Here is a 13,442-nt window from a genome sequence, read left to right on the forward strand (position 1 = left end):
TTTTTTTTTCGATTTTGAAATAAAAATCCCCTGCACAGGGGATTTTTTCGCTTTTTGGGGGAGATTACCTTTGTTCCTACAATGTAAGGTTTATGTTCGGTAATTTTTATCTTTTGATAATTGCGACAGGTTTTCTGTTTTCCCTATTTGTTAAGCGGAAGAATCAAGGTATTGAATCCACTGCTCAGCAAACTATTATTGCTATTTTATTCCTCGCCTTGTTGATGGAAGGTTTGGGAGTTTATTTGGCAGCTAAGGGCATCAATAATTCCCTCCTTTATAATGTTGGATGGGTGTATGGGGAATCTTTACTTTTAATTTTCTATTTAAGCCTTTTGGAGGTCAATCAGGTATTCAAGAGGAAAATTGCTTGGATAAGCGTAGGTTTAGTGGTTTGGGGATTGGTTAACACTTTGTTTTTTCAGTCAATCACTACAGAATTCCAGTATTTTACATTTCTGCCCTTTACGGTATTTATAATTTTTCTCGTGGTCAGGTTTTTATTCCATTTGATGCAGATGAAAGCCTATGCAGATAGGGATTTGATTAGATTGCCGCATTTTTGGATTTCATGGGCGATTTTGCTTTTTTATGTGGAGGCGATTTTGCTTTTTGGAATCTATCAGTTCCACCCGGTCTTTGTTTTGGACCATGTCCAATTATTATTTACGATCAATCAATTTGTGGCGGGATTGATGTATTTGGTTTTTGGTTTGGCATTTATACTGCCTTGGTTTAACACCAAAAAATTGGCTTTAATTGATTGACATTGGATTTATTTTTTTACCTTATTTTCAGGAAAAACTTTTCTTAGCCCAGGAAAACGATTAATTTGGAAAGACGATTCCTTTGTTTAATTCACTTTTACTACGAGCACCATGAAAAAAGAAGACCTGAAAAAATTTATCGAACCTTATCAAAAACATGTACAAAAAGGATTGCCTGGAATCGATAGTAAAGGAAAACCTGTTACCGAGCAGTCCCAATGGGCGTTTTTTGATAGGGCTACAATTGAGAAACTTTTACAAATGACGGACCCAAAAACGGGAGGGATAAAAATATATTTTGGGCAATATGATAGTGAGAACATCTATTTAGTGCCTGAGGATAGAGAGGGAAGAGAGCAATATATTGGAAGGATTTCAGTAGCCCTTTCGGCTGCAAACAAGGAATCAGATGGAATTTATGATGTGTTCTTAAGTTCCGATTCCATCAAATCAGGAGAAGATTCCATAGAAAATGGAGCTAATTTATGTCCGCCTTTTTGTAGACCCCCCATTACACTTTGATTAATACTAATGATTTATTGGTATCCAATTGTTGTTGCATTAGCAGCGTTGGTCTCTTTGCCATTGCTGTTTGCTGACTTAGGTCCTCTCCGAAAATTCCATCGGATCATTTTTGTTGTTTTGGTATTAGTAGCTGCTTTAGAAGCTTGGTGTGCGTATTTGGCTTCAAATAGACAATCCAATATTGTTTACTACAATGCGGTATTTGTGTACACCTTGCCTATCCTTTATCTGTATTTTTTCGAAGAATTATTCCATCAAAAAGAAGTTAAAAAAGTTCTGTTTTTATTGGGAGGGCTTTTTTTATTGTTTGGTGTAATCAAAACCCTTTTTATTACACCGTTTCAAGAATTTCACGATATTTCCTATATTATGGGGTCTTTGTTAATTATTGGCGCTTGCCTTTATTTTTTTTACAGTATTATCAGCAGGAATTTATTTATTGAAATGGATTTGCTTAGGTTTCCTGTTTTTTGGGTAATTACTTTTCTTTTGTTTTTTTATGCCAGTGCCATGTTGAATTTTGCCTCAGTCAGGTTTGTCAATACAAGCAATTTTGAGTTAATGGTAATAATCCGGGATATCATCAATGTTTTAGGGGCATTGATGTACTTTGTTTTTGCAGTAAGTTTTTATCTTCCCTTGTTGAATAGGGAAAAGGCTGGTATAAATGAGGTGCCGTGATTTCAAAAAAGACAAGAAACTTTAGATGAAATTGCTTATTTTTAGTCAAATCATCCTATTTGGAATAAAACGGCATGGATAATTCCGGAACAGAAGTTTTTTACATCGTTCTTTTGGGTTTTATTTTGATGTTGCTGATGGGCTCATTCATCGTCACTATGGTGATTATACACCGGCAAAAGCAGCTTCAAAACAAACAAAAGCTGGCAGCTTTACGGGCAGAATATGAAAAAACCATCATCAATGCGGAAAAGGAAATCAGAGAAAATACCTTGACACATGTAGGTAGGGAACTCCATGACAATATTGGACAATTACTTTCTTTGGCCAAAATGAATCTGTCCAGCTCCAAACCGGAAAAGGTTTCAGAGGGTAAGTCCATGATCAATCAGATCATCAAGGAGGTGCGCTCCCTTTCTAAGTCCTTAAACCTGGACTGGGTAGAATCCATTACTTTGAGCGACTTTATTCAGAATGAATTGGGGAAACTTGAAAGTGCAGCATTTTGTCAAACGCAATTCATCAAGAGTGGGGAGGAAGTAAATCTTGACAAAGACAAAAAAATCATTTTGATCAGGACCATTCAGGAGTGTCTGAACAATGCCATCAAACATGCCAAACCAAAAAATATCTCCTTTACCATGGAGACAACTCAGGAACAGTTGATGATTTGTATCAAGGATGATGGGGTTGGTTTTAATACTTCTCAGGTCAGTAGTGGTTCTGGCATGTTCAATCTGAAAAACAGAATGCTCACAATTGGGGGGAATTTTGAAATCAAATCCAATCCTGGAGAAGGAACAGATATCAAACTCTCCTTGCCAATATCGAATCCTTGACCTATCTTTTGGGGGTAATTAAGATTGTTCTTGATTTAATCACTACTGACCTCATTAATCACTACTGACCTCATGATCACCATTGCACTGGCAGATGACCATAAAATGTTTGCAAAGGGAATAGAAAGCCTTTTGGAAGAGGAAGAGGATTTTATTGTTAAAGGTGTATTTAACAATGGGCTGGAGTTATTGGATTTTCTGAAATCCCATCATGTGGATGTAGTTTTGACGGATATGAATATGCCCCAATTGGATGGCATGGGAGTAGTGGAAGCTGTGAAGAGAAGGATTCCCCATACAAAGGTCATCGTTTTATCCATGTATGATGACAAAGACATCTATGAAAAAAGTATCAAGCTGGGCGCTGATGCCTATGTCCTCAAAGGTTCAGACCCGGACGAACTTATTTATACCATTCGGGAAGTATATGAGGGAAGCTATATCCAAGGGTTTCAAAAACTGCTTTTTCAGCAAGATGATGGGAAATACCCCGATCATTTCAAGGAAAGGTTTAAGCTTTCCCGAAGGGAACTCGAAATCCTTAGACTGATCAAAGATGGTAACCTCAATAAGGAAATTGCCGATATATTAAGTCTTAGCCAGCATACCGTAGAATCCCACCGTAAAAAAATCCATCAGAAATTGGGGGTCAGTTCAGCCGTTGAACTGGTAAAGAAAGCAATTGAGATGAATCTCTAAAATTGAAAAATCCCTGTACTTAGGGACTGGAGGGGTATGACCTAAATACAGGAGAATAATCAATAAATTCCTACAATTTAAACCGACACACTGTATAGTTCCTTTAATTTCTCAACAGTATAGTCGATTTCTTCGACTGTATTGAATCTGCTGAAAGAAAACCTCACTGATTCTCTTTCTGGATCATGACCTAATGCCCTCAGTACATGGGAGCCAACCGTGGCTCCACTGCTGCAGGCAGAACCTCCGGAAGCGGAGATCCCATGTAGATCCAAATTGAATAAGAGCATGCCTCTGTTCTCTTCTGAAGGTGGCAAACTGACATTCAGCACCGTATAAAGGCTTCTCTCCATATCTCCCGAAAGGCCATTGAATTCCACTCCGGGAATATTTTCCCTGAGCAGTTCGATGAATCTATTTTTTAATGATTCGATGTGTTTTCTGTGTCCATCCATGTCCTCATAGGCCAGTTCGAGTGCTTTGGCAATACCGATGATGCCTATGACATTTTCTGTACCCCCACGCATATTTCTTTCCTGGGCTCCTCCATGGATAAATGGGTGGATTTTTTTGTCTTTCCTGACAAATAAAAATCCGGATCCCTTGGGACCATGGAATTTGTGACCACCTGCCACTAAGGCATCTACCGGAAGGGTTTTAAGGTCATGCACATAGTGTCCCATGGTCTGAACTGTATCAGAATGAAAAAAAGCGCCGTAAGTTTTGGCAAGATGGCCAATAGCATTCAGGTCATTGATATTACCGATCTCATTGTTGGCATGCATCAACGAAACAAATGAATTGGGATGGGCTTTAAGCAAATCTTCGAGTTGTTCCAGGTTGATTTCACCTTTTTGGTTTACATCCAGAAGACTGAGTTTTACTTTGCCTTTTTTTGCACATTCCTCTAAAGTATGCAGCACGGCATGGTGTTCAATAGGAGAAGTGATGGCATGCATGATGCCATGTGTCTCAATACCACAGACTATGGCAGTGTTGTCTGCTTCTGTACCGCCTGAAGTGAAAAATATTTCAGAAGGACTGGCATTTAACAATTCCGCGACTTTTTTACGTGCTTTTTCTATGGCTGAGCGTACTTCTCTACCATGACTGTGAACAGAGGAGGGATTGCCATAGTGAAGCTTCATGTAAGGTAGCATTGCTTCGATTACCCTATCGTCCATCGCTGTGGTGGCGGCATTGTCTAAATAAACTCTCATCTTCAAGTTATTTTGCTGGGTTTATACCTAACTTTTTCCAAAGTTCTAAACTTTGGAAAGGAATTATGATCCTGAAATTACCTCTTTGATATCGAGGATGATTTTGTTGGCAAGGTGTTCTGCTGTTGCCTGCGTCTCAGATTCCGAATAAATTCTGATGATGGGCTCAGTATTTGATTTTCTCAAATGTACCCATTCTTTTTCAAACTCGATTTTTACGCCATCGATATCATTGATGGGCTGTTTGCTGTATTTTCTTTTGATTTCCTCAAGAATCTTATCCACATCAATTTCTGGGGTGAGTTCGATTTTATTCTTGGAAATGTAATAATTCGGATAACTGGCCCTTAACATGGAAATGCTTTTTCCAAATTTTGCCAGATGTGTCAAGAACAGGCCAATTCCAACCAAGGCATCTCTTCCGTAGTGGGATTCAGGGTAGATGACACCACCATTACCTTCCCCGCCAATGATGGCATTGGTTTCTTTCATTTTATTGACCACATTGACTTCACCTACCGCAGCGGCTTGGTATTGGCCTCCCCTTTTTTGTGTAACATCTCGAAGGGCACGTGTAGAACTTAGATTGGAAACCGTATTTCCAGGTGTTTGCGAAAGCACATAATCAGAAACCGCCACCAAGGTGTATTCCTCTCCAAAAGGAGAGCCGTCTTCATTCATAAAACAAAGTCTGTCCACATCGGGATCCACCACTATTCCAAGATCATATTTTCCTCTGTTCAATTTCTCAGCAATATCCCTGAGATTTTCAGGAAGGGGTTCAGGATTATGAGGAAAATGTCCATCCGGGGTACAGAACATTTCCTCAATGTCCTCTACTCCCAATGCCCTCAATAATTTCGGCACTGCGATCCCCCCGGTCGAGTTGACCGCATCTACCACGACTTTGAATTTCCTTGCTTTGATGGCTTCAACATCCACCAATTTCAGCCCGAGCACATGTTCTACATGTCGGTCAATATAGTCATTGATTTGGGTGTATTTGCCTAATTTTTTAACCTCTGCAAAAGTGAAATCTTCTTTTTCGGCACTCTCCAGAATCGCTTTTCCTTCTGCATCAGAAATAAATTCCCCCTTATCATTCAACAGTTTAAGTGCATTCCATTGAATGGGGTTGTGGCTGGCGGTAAGGATGATACCCCCGCCGGCTTTTTCCAAAGGTACTGCGAGTTCTACGGTAGGCGTCGTGCTCAGTCCCAGATCGATGACATCGATTCCTAAACCTTGGAGTGTTGCAGACACCAGTTTGGAGATCATTTCCCCTGAAATCCTGGCATCTCTGCCGATGACTACTTTTGGATTTTTGGTATGATGGATTACCCATGCCCCATAGGCAGAGGTAAACTTTACAACATCTAAAGGAGTAAGGCCTTCACCCGGTTTGCCGCCTATAGTTCCTCTGATTCCGGAAATAGATTTGATTAATGCCACGTGCAAAAGAATTGGTTAATAACTGAAAAATCCTGGCAATGCCAGGAGAACAAAATTTTTTATTTGAATTTGGCCAAGACCTTGTCCACTTCATTGTCAGGGTTGCCACAGGAAGAATTGGCATCCACGGTTTTGCCGCAATAGCTGCAGGTTCCACCTTCCTTATTCAGGTAAGGGTTTTGGGAAGCACAAGTACCTTTGAACTCTCCGTTTTTCAATAAGATAAGCCTCACGGACATCAGTACGAAAAACAGTGCCAAGAAGCCTAAAGTAAGATATAAGGTTGCCATATCAATATAATTTGCGCAAATTTACGTAATACTTTCAAAACGTCCTCATATAAAGAATAGTTTCCCTTTTTATGTCTGAATTATCATCTAGAGAGGCCCAACTGGCCGCATTTGACCGTTTATTGACCATCATGGATGAATTGCGTGAACAATGTCCTTGGGACAGAAAGCAGACATTGGAAAGCCTTCGCCATCTTACGATAGAGGAAACTTTCGAATTGTCCGATGCGATCCTTGAAAACAACCTTGAGGAAATCAAAAAAGAACTGGGAGATATCCTGCTGCATATTGTTTTTTATGCCAAAATCGGCTCAGAGAAATCTGCTTTTGATATCGGTTCAGTGATCAATAGCCTTTGCGAAAAACTGATCAGAAGGCATCCCCATATTTATGGAGATGTAGATGCCAAAGACGAGGAAGTGGTCAAACAAAATTGGGAAAAGATCAAACTCCAGGAAAAAGGAAATGTATCCGTTTTAGGAGGGGTACCCAAATCTCTGCCAGCCTTGATCAAAGCCATGCGGATTCAGGAAAAAGCAAGAGGGGTAGGTTTTGACTGGGAAGAGAAGCATCAGGTCTGGGAAAAAGTGGAAGAGGAGATGAAAGAATTCAAAGAAGAATTCAATGCAGCAAAAGATGAAGAAATTGATAAAGAAAGAGCCACCGGTGAATTTGGCGACCTCTTGTTTTCCCTGATCAATTATGCCCGGTTTATTGATATCAATCCAGAAGAAGCCCTGGAGCGCACCAACCTTAAATTCATCAAAAGGTTCCAGTACCTAGAAAATGCAGCTAAGGCAGCAGGCCGTAAAATTGAGGACATGACCTTGGCAGAAATGGATGTATATTGGGAAGAAGCAAAAAAAATTCCTAAAACCTGATGGATTTTGGGGAGCAAGTCAATGCTTACCTCCCAAAATCATCCTGTAAACGTACTATATCTTCCTCATCTGAGGGGTGGTTGGCGTCGGTATGTTGCCAGATTTCGGCAATCATTCCCCAGTCGTCCAACCCGATCAAACGGTGCCTTTCTCCTTGTTGCAGTTTGATTTTCTTCCCCGCATTCAAAACATGCCTTTCTTTTTCCTCATCCGTCAAGCTGGTGGCGACAGCAACAGTTCCACCGATGCATCTCCAGATCTCTGCCCTTCTGTAATGGTACTGCCAACTCAGCCTTTTTCCCGGAGCGACAAGCAGAATTTTAGGGCTTAGCTTTTCAGAAAGTTTCAACTGTTGAAAATCTTCTTCGGGGAAAAACTCCTGGGCAAATCTTTGTGCTTCGGACTCTTCTATGACTAGAAAACCTCCCCAAGGCCTTTCTCTGTCTTCTTTGATAATGGTAAAACCTTTTTCTTTCATTAGCCCTTCCGCGGCTTCAAAAATTTCATTTTTGGATTTCATACCTGATTTGTTAAATAATCAAAAACTCTCCAAATATGCGAAGAGTAGGTTGAATTTGAAAACTGTGGTTTAAACCTTTTGGGATGGAAATCAGTCTATAAGGCATATCAACAAACCTCTCAAATTTTCAATTAAACAGACCTAAAAATGAAAACCATTTCAATTATCCTAATGAGTGCTTTATTGGCCTTTTCTGATTTTCCGGCCAAAGAAGTTGAGAAAATTACGGTTGACAAGAATGTGAGTACGGTAACATGGCGAGCCAGTAAGGTCACAGGGACACATTTTGGAAAAGTAAAAATTTCCCAGGCAGAATTGGATTACCAAAACAACCGAATACAAGGAGGTTCTTTTGAAATCGACATGACCTCCATCACTGTGGAAGACATTACGGATGCAGGTTCCAACAAAAGATTAACGGATCATCTCAAATCCGATGATTTCTTTTCAGTGGATAAGTTCAAAACTTCCAGTCTAAAAATTACAGAAGCAAAAACTTCCAATGGCAAAGATTATCAGATCACTGGTAATTTGGTGATCAAGGGAATCTCTAATCCAGTGACCTTTCCTGCTACTGTTGAGGTGAAGGGAGGAGAAGTTACCGCGACAGGAAATATCACCTTTGACAGGACCAAATATGACATTAAATACCGTTCAGGAAGTTTTTTTGAAGGACTGGCAGACCGTTTGATTTACGATGAAGTGCAATTGGAAGTGAGATTAGTAGCGAAGGCCAATTGATAAAAAGCCAATGTTTATTGGATCCCGGATTTTATAAAGTCCGGGACTTCTTTTTTAAATCCAAAGGCATTTTTGGAACCTTCCAAAAATAAATGGGATTGTTCTATCCAATAAAGCCGCTTACTTTAGTAATTTAGCCCTATGGAGTATAAATGGATGATCAGGGAAAAGGCCGACCCTAAGACTGTGGAATCCCTTAGCAAAGAAATCAATGTTAATCCTACCTTGGCCAATATGCTGGTCAACAGGGGAGTAGATTCTTTCCAAAAAGCCAAAGATTTTTTTAGGCCTGATCTTGATAAGCTACATGATCCGATGTTGATGAAGGACATGGATAAAGCGGTGGCTCGCCTGGCCAAAGCTATACAGCATGAGGAGAAGATCTTGGTATATGGGGATTATGATGTTGATGGGACGACTTCAGTGGCCATGATGTATGGTTATCTGAGCCGCTTTTACCCTCATGTTGATTTTTATATTCCAGACCGCTACAAAGAGGGATATGGAATTTCCGAAAAGGGGGTAAGGTTTGCAGCGGAGAATAATTTCAAACTTATCATTTCTTTGGACTGTGGCATCAAGGCCATTTCCAAAGTGGCTATGGCCAAAGAATTAGGGGTAGATTTTATTATTTGTGACCACCATACCCCGGGAGAGGAGTTGCCTCCGGCTGTGGCCATTCTGGACCCAAAGCGGCAAGACTGTAATTATCCCTACAAAGAACTGAGTGGCTGTGGTGTCGGATTTAAACTGATACAGGCTTTCTCCAATCTTATGGGAGATGAGCCGGGTAAGGTCATGTCCTTTTTGGATTTGTTGGCGGTAAGTATTGCTGCTGACATTGTTCCCATCACAGGAGAAAATAGGATTTTGACTTTCTATGGAATAGAAAGGATCAACAATAATCCCAGACCGGGGATCAAGGCATTGATCCTGCGCAGTAAGATTGAAAAGGAAATTGAAATCTCGGATATTGTTTTCAAAATAGGACCCAGGATCAATGCTTCAGGAAGGCTCGAACATGCCAAGGCATCTGTGGAGCTTTTGATTTCCAAGGACTTGGAAGATGCCTTGGCAAGGGCTGAATTGGTGGATACGGTTAATGCAGCCCGGAAAAACTTTGACGAAAACATCACTAAAGAGGCTATCTCGATGATTGAAAGTATCGAGGAAGTCAGGCAGATGAAAACTACCGTGCTTTTCAAGGAAGATTGGCATAAAGGTGTGATAGGCATTGTGGCATCAAGGTGTATAGAGAGATTTTACAGACCGACAATCATCCTGACCGAATCCAATAACAAAGCCACAGGGAGCGCCCGGTCTGTCTATGATTTTGATATCTATGAGGCCATATCGGAATGCAGCGATCTTTTGGAGCAGTTTGGAGGTCATAAGTATGCGGCTGGCTTGACCATGTCTGTGGATAATGTTCCCGCATTTCAGGCTAAATTTGAAGAAGTGGTAAGTTCAAGACTGGATGAAATCCACATGAAGCCGGTTTTGGAAATTGATGATGAAATCCTGCTTGATCAGATCAATTATAAATTTTACAATATCCTCAAACAGATGGCGCCTTTTGGACCAGGCAATCCTGAGCCTATCTTTACGGTAAGGCAAGTATATGCAGAAAATGTCCGTATCTTAAAGGATAAGCACCTGCGGTTCAATGTGGTGCAGGATGGACAAGAGACCAAGCCGGTATGCATTGCCTTTGGGCTGGCGGATAAAAACATCTATCCGGATGAAATCATTTATAAAATGTTGATGCGTAAAATGCGATTTGATTTGGCATTTGAAATCAGAGAAAATACTTTTAGAAACAACAGCAGTCTTCAACTTTACGTGAAAGACATCAAATTTGACTGATATGAAACTTAGGGCTGAGCATTTGGTGAAAATTTACAAAGGCCGAAAAGTGGTAAATGATATCTCCGTCGAGGTGGAACAAGGGGAAATTGTAGGTTTATTGGGCCCAAATGGGGCGGGGAAGACTACTTCCTTTTACATGATCGTGGGTCTGATACAGCCCAATGAAGGGGAGATTTTTCTCGAAAACCAGAATATCACAGGTTTGCCCATGTACAAGAGGGCCAAACTCGGTATAGGATACCTTGCACAGGAAGCTTCAGTCTTTAGGAAACTTTCCGTAGAGGAAAACATCATGGCTGTCTTGGAAATGACAAATAAGACGAAAGCTGAGATGAAGGAAAAGGTAGAAAGTTTGCTGGAAGAATTCAGTCTGACCCATGTAAGGAAGAACCTGGGTATGGTTCTTTCAGGAGGGGAGAGAAGAAGGACTGAAATAGCCAGGGCCCTCGCCGTTGATCCTAAATTTGTACTTTTAGACGAGCCTTTTGCGGGTGTAGACCCGATAGCAGTGGAGGAAATTCAGACCATAGTGGCCAAACTAAAAAATAAGAATATCGGCATTTTGATCACTGATCATAATGTCAATGAAACGCTTTCTATTACTGACCGCGCCTACCTGATGTTTGAGGGAAGATTATTGAAGGCGGGAACAGCGGAGGAGCTGGCGGCTGATGAGCAGGTGAGAAGGGTATATTTGGGACAACACTTTGAACTCAAGAGAAAAGTTTTTAACTGATGGAAGTAGTCAACACATTTCTGACCTGGATTTTTAAAAACCGTATCGGGCAGATAGAGAATTTTATGCGCAATCCCATCGAGGTTCAGGAACAGATCCTCGAAGAATTGATTTCAACAGCCAAAAGGACATCATTTGGGAAAACCTACAAATTCAATGATATCGATAACTACAGGGATTTTGCCTCAAGGATACCTGTGCATTCCTATGAAGAGCTGCGCCCGTACTTTGAGCGGATCATGAAGGGAGAACAAAATGTGCTTTGGCCTTCGGAGATTCTTTGGTTTTCTAAATCTTCAGGAACTACCTCCAGCCGCAGTAAGTATATTCCCGTCTCCCAGGAAGCCTTGGAAGATTGTCATTTCAAAGGGGGCAAGGATATGCTTTCGCTATATGTAAATAACTACCCCGATAGCCGGGTTTTTTCAGGTAAAAGCTTAAGTATAGGTGGAAGCTTAGGAAAGAACCCAATAGATCCTGCGAGTGAGATCCAGGTGGGTGATATTTCAGCTGTAATCATGGAAAACTTACCCCTTTGGGTACAGTTTGCGAGAACTCCAAGTTTGGAAGTGGCCTTGATGAGTGAATGGGAAAGCAAAATAGAAAAAATGGCCAGAGAGGTTATGAATGAAAATGTGGTCAGTATTTCAGGGGTTCCCACCTGGACCATCGTGCTGCTACAGCGGATTATGGATCTCAAAAAAGCCAAAAATATTCTTGAAGTTTGGCCCAATCTGGAGGTATTTTTTCATGGGGCAGTGGCTTTTGGGCCTTATAAGAACCTTTTCCAGGAATTGATTCCTTCTTCAAAAATGAGGTACATGGAAACCTACAATGCCTCAGAAGGATTTTTTGGAATCCAGGACCAAAAGGATTCCGAGGAATTGCTTTTGATGTTGGATTATGGGATTTTTTATGAATTTATCCCCATGGAGGAATGGGAAAAAGAATTCCCCAAAGTCATTCCTTTGTCTGAAGTTGAAGTTGGTAAAAATTATGCCATTCTCATTACTACCAATGCCGGCCTATGGCGGTATAAGATTGGTGATACGGTCAGGTTTACAGAAACCAGCCCCTATCGGTTCAAAATTTCAGGCAGGACCAAGCATTTCATCAATGCTTTTGGGGAAGAAGTGATTGTTGAAAATGCGGAGAAAGCCATTGAAGCAGCCGCTGAGGCAACAGGGTCTTCCATCACTAACTTTACTGCCGCGCCACTTTATTTTGGTGATTCAAAAAGTAAAGGAGCACATGAGTGGATCATTGAATTCAAAACCATGCCTGATAGCCAAGAGAAGTTTATCATGGTATTGGATGAAACCCTCCGGGAAATCAATTCAGATTATGATGCCAAGCGCTACAAAGATCTAGCGCTATCTGCCCCCAAAGTTCATTTTGTAAAAGAAGGGATTTTCTCACAATGGTTAAAAAATAAGGGCAAGTTGGGAGGTCAGAACAAAGTCCCCCGGCTCTCCAACACCAGGGAATACCTGGAGGAAGTACTTTCTATTTTAAGATAAAGATCATTTGCCCATCCCCACAGGTTTGATATTATTCATCTGCCCAAGTATCCAAACCTGCCTTCCTTGTATATAAGGAGTAGGCCGGGCAGGAGACCACCTTCGGGGATTCGGCAATACTGCAGCGATTAGAGCCGCTTCCTGGCGGCTTAGATTTTCAGCCGGTTTTTTGAAGTAATACTGGGCTGCTGCTTCAATACCATATATTCCCTCACCCATTTCAATGACATTGAGGTACACTTCCATGATCCTTTCTTTTGACCAGAAAGTTTCGATCAAAAAGGTGAAATATGCCTCTAAGCCCTTTCTGACCATGGTTCTGGCGGGCCACAGGAATACATTTTTTGCAGTTTGCTGTGAAATGGTACTGGCCCCTTTGATTCTTTTTCCCTTTTTGTTTTGCTCCCAGGCCTTTTCCATGGCATCCCAATCAAAGCCCTTGTGGTCCATGAATTTTTGATCCTCAGCTGCTACCACTGCCTGTGGAACATGTTTGGAAACCTTTTGGATGGACACCCAGTCTTTGTATAGCCGAAGTTCCTTTTTTTCATCTTTGGCCTGTTCATACAAACGGATTACCATCAATGGGGTGATGGGTACCGGTACAAATCTGTAAATTACCGTGAAACCTATGCTCAGTATGAAAAACCATAAAATGATTTGAAAGAGGACTTTAAATATTTTTTTGATGAATTTCATACG

General features: G+C 41.0%; 15 protein-coding genes. 10 read left to right on the plus strand and 5 right to left on the minus strand.

Translation table 11 applies throughout. The annotated features are described in order from the left end of the window. Positions 1–92: 92 nt before the first annotated feature. From BC751_RS05485 to BC751_RS05505, 5 genes are all read left to right on the plus strand, one after another. The gene (locus BC751_RS05485; RefSeq protein WP_130274663.1) at positions 93–767 is read left to right on the plus strand and encodes a hypothetical protein; all 675 of its coding nucleotides are present in this window, start codon (positions 93–95) and stop codon (positions 765–767) included. Positions 768–878: 111 nt separating this feature from the next. Next, entirely contained in the window at positions 879–1,289 is a 411-nt protein-coding gene (locus BC751_RS05490) for a hypothetical protein (RefSeq protein ID WP_130274664.1), read from the plus strand. 9 nt (positions 1,290–1,298) lie between these two features. Next, the gene (locus BC751_RS05495; RefSeq protein WP_130274665.1) at positions 1,299–1,973 is read left to right on the plus strand and encodes a hypothetical protein; all 675 of its coding nucleotides are present in this window, start codon (positions 1,299–1,301) and stop codon (positions 1,971–1,973) included. A 74-nt stretch (positions 1,974–2,047) separates the two neighbouring features. After that, positions 2,048–2,812 carry a sensor histidine kinase gene (locus tag BC751_RS05500; protein WP_130274666.1) on the plus strand — a complete coding sequence of 255 codons (765 nt, stop codon included), beginning with the start codon at positions 2,048–2,050 and terminating at the stop codon, positions 2,810–2,812. A 72-nt stretch (positions 2,813–2,884) separates the two neighbouring features. Beyond that, positions 2,885–3,511, plus strand: coding sequence for a response regulator (locus BC751_RS05505; protein WP_130274667.1), 627 nt, complete (start codon positions 2,885–2,887; stop codon positions 3,509–3,511). A gap of 77 nt (positions 3,512–3,588) precedes the next feature. Here BC751_RS05505 and BC751_RS05510 read toward each other — a convergent pair whose 3' ends face one another. From BC751_RS05510 to BC751_RS05520, 3 genes are all read right to left on the minus strand, one after another. Next, a complete protein-coding gene (locus tag BC751_RS05510) occupies positions 3,589–4,731 on the minus strand; it encodes a cysteine desulfurase family protein (RefSeq protein WP_130274668.1) in 1,143 nt (380 codons plus the stop codon). 63 nt (positions 4,732–4,794) lie between these two features. Then, positions 4,795–6,183 (minus strand): phosphoglucosamine mutase, encoded by a 1,389-nt coding sequence (glmM, locus tag BC751_RS05515; protein WP_130274669.1) that lies wholly within the window; start codon positions 6,181–6,183, stop codon positions 4,795–4,797. A 59-nt stretch (positions 6,184–6,242) separates the two neighbouring features. Beyond that, positions 6,243–6,473, minus strand: a complete 231-nt coding sequence (locus tag BC751_RS05520; RefSeq protein WP_130274670.1) for a hypothetical protein — start codon at positions 6,471–6,473, stop codon at positions 6,243–6,245. 71 nt (positions 6,474–6,544) lie between these two features. On the opposite strand from BC751_RS05520, the gene mazG reads away from it, so the two are divergent. Next, positions 6,545–7,354: a nucleoside triphosphate pyrophosphohydrolase gene (mazG, locus tag BC751_RS05525; protein WP_130274671.1), complete on the plus strand. Its 810-nt coding sequence runs from the start codon at positions 6,545–6,547 to the stop codon at positions 7,352–7,354. Between the two features lie 25 nt (positions 7,355–7,379). On the opposite strand, the gene BC751_RS05530 is transcribed toward mazG, so the two are convergent. Next, the gene (locus tag BC751_RS05530) at positions 7,380–7,874 is read right to left on the minus strand and encodes a cupin domain-containing protein (RefSeq protein ID WP_130274672.1); all 495 of its coding nucleotides are present in this window, start codon (positions 7,872–7,874) and stop codon (positions 7,380–7,382) included. Positions 7,875–8,021: 147 nt separating this feature from the next. Between BC751_RS05530 and BC751_RS05535 the strand changes: the two genes are divergently transcribed. The 4 genes from BC751_RS05535 (at position 8,022) to BC751_RS05550 (ending at position 12,740) form a co-directional block, all read left to right on the plus strand. Beyond that, entirely contained in the window at positions 8,022–8,615 is a 594-nt protein-coding gene (locus BC751_RS05535; RefSeq protein WP_242617380.1) for a YceI family protein, read from the plus strand. Between the two features lie 141 nt (positions 8,616–8,756). Then, on the plus strand, positions 8,757–10,481 hold the full coding sequence (gene recJ / locus BC751_RS05540) for a single-stranded-DNA-specific exonuclease RecJ (RefSeq protein ID WP_207226841.1): 1,725 nt from the start codon (positions 8,757–8,759) through the stop codon (positions 10,479–10,481). Position 10,482: 1 nt separating this feature from the next. Continuing rightward, on the plus strand, positions 10,483–11,220 hold the full coding sequence (gene lptB, locus BC751_RS05545) for an LPS export ABC transporter ATP-binding protein (RefSeq protein ID WP_130274673.1): 738 nt from the start codon (positions 10,483–10,485) through the stop codon (positions 11,218–11,220). Continuing rightward, complete coding sequence (locus tag BC751_RS05550; RefSeq protein WP_130274674.1) at positions 11,220–12,740, plus strand: GH3 auxin-responsive promoter family protein; 1,521 nt, start codon at positions 11,220–11,222, stop codon at positions 12,738–12,740. Before lptB ends, BC751_RS05550 begins: the two co-directional genes overlap by 1 nt. Before the next feature lie 3 nt (positions 12,741–12,743). Here the strand turns inward: BC751_RS05550 and mtgA are convergent, their stop codons facing one another. Further along, complete coding sequence (gene mtgA, locus BC751_RS05555) at positions 12,744–13,439, minus strand: monofunctional biosynthetic peptidoglycan transglycosylase (RefSeq protein WP_130274675.1); 696 nt, start codon at positions 13,437–13,439, stop codon at positions 12,744–12,746. Between the last annotated feature and the right edge of the window lie 3 nt (positions 13,440–13,442).

Origin of the sequence: Cecembia calidifontis (assembly GCF_004216715.1) — a bacterium.
Lineage (GTDB): Bacteria > Bacteroidota > Bacteroidia > Cytophagales > Cyclobacteriaceae > Cecembia_A > Cecembia_A calidifontis.

Bases quoted from the DNA above. Each gene is read 5' to 3' on its own strand.
- BC751_RS05550 (WP_130274674.1), top strand. From the start codon at position 11,220: ATGGAAGTAGTCAACACATTTCTGACCTGGATTTTTAAAAACCGTATC.
- BC751_RS05485 (WP_130274663.1), top strand. From the start codon at position 93: ATGTTCGGTAATTTTTATCTTTTGATAATTGCGACAGGTTTTCTGTTT.
- BC751_RS05520 (WP_130274670.1), bottom strand. From the start codon at position 6,473: ATGGCAACCTTATATCTTACTTTAGGCTTCTTGGCACTGTTTTTCGTA.
- BC751_RS05510 (WP_130274668.1), bottom strand. From the start codon at position 4,731: ATGAGAGTTTATTTAGACAATGCCGCCACCACAGCGATGGACGATAGG.
- mtgA (WP_130274675.1), bottom strand. From the start codon at position 13,439: ATGAAATTCATCAAAAAAATATTTAAAGTCCTCTTTCAAATCATTTTA.
- BC751_RS05495 (WP_130274665.1), top strand. From the start codon at position 1,299: ATGATTTATTGGTATCCAATTGTTGTTGCATTAGCAGCGTTGGTCTCT.
- lptB (WP_130274673.1), top strand. From the start codon at position 10,483: ATGAAACTTAGGGCTGAGCATTTGGTGAAAATTTACAAAGGCCGAAAA.
- BC751_RS05535 (WP_242617380.1), top strand. From the start codon at position 8,022: ATGAAAACCATTTCAATTATCCTAATGAGTGCTTTATTGGCCTTTTCT.
- BC751_RS05490 (WP_130274664.1), top strand. From the start codon at position 879: ATGAAAAAAGAAGACCTGAAAAAATTTATCGAACCTTATCAAAAACAT.
- recJ (WP_207226841.1), top strand. From the start codon at position 8,757: ATGGAGTATAAATGGATGATCAGGGAAAAGGCCGACCCTAAGACTGTG.
- BC751_RS05505 (WP_130274667.1), top strand. From the start codon at position 2,885: ATGATCACCATTGCACTGGCAGATGACCATAAAATGTTTGCAAAGGGA.
- BC751_RS05500 (WP_130274666.1), top strand. From the start codon at position 2,048: ATGGATAATTCCGGAACAGAAGTTTTTTACATCGTTCTTTTGGGTTTT.
- BC751_RS05530 (WP_130274672.1), bottom strand. From the start codon at position 7,874: ATGAAATCCAAAAATGAAATTTTTGAAGCCGCGGAAGGGCTAATGAAA.
- mazG (WP_130274671.1), top strand. From the start codon at position 6,545: ATGTCTGAATTATCATCTAGAGAGGCCCAACTGGCCGCATTTGACCGT.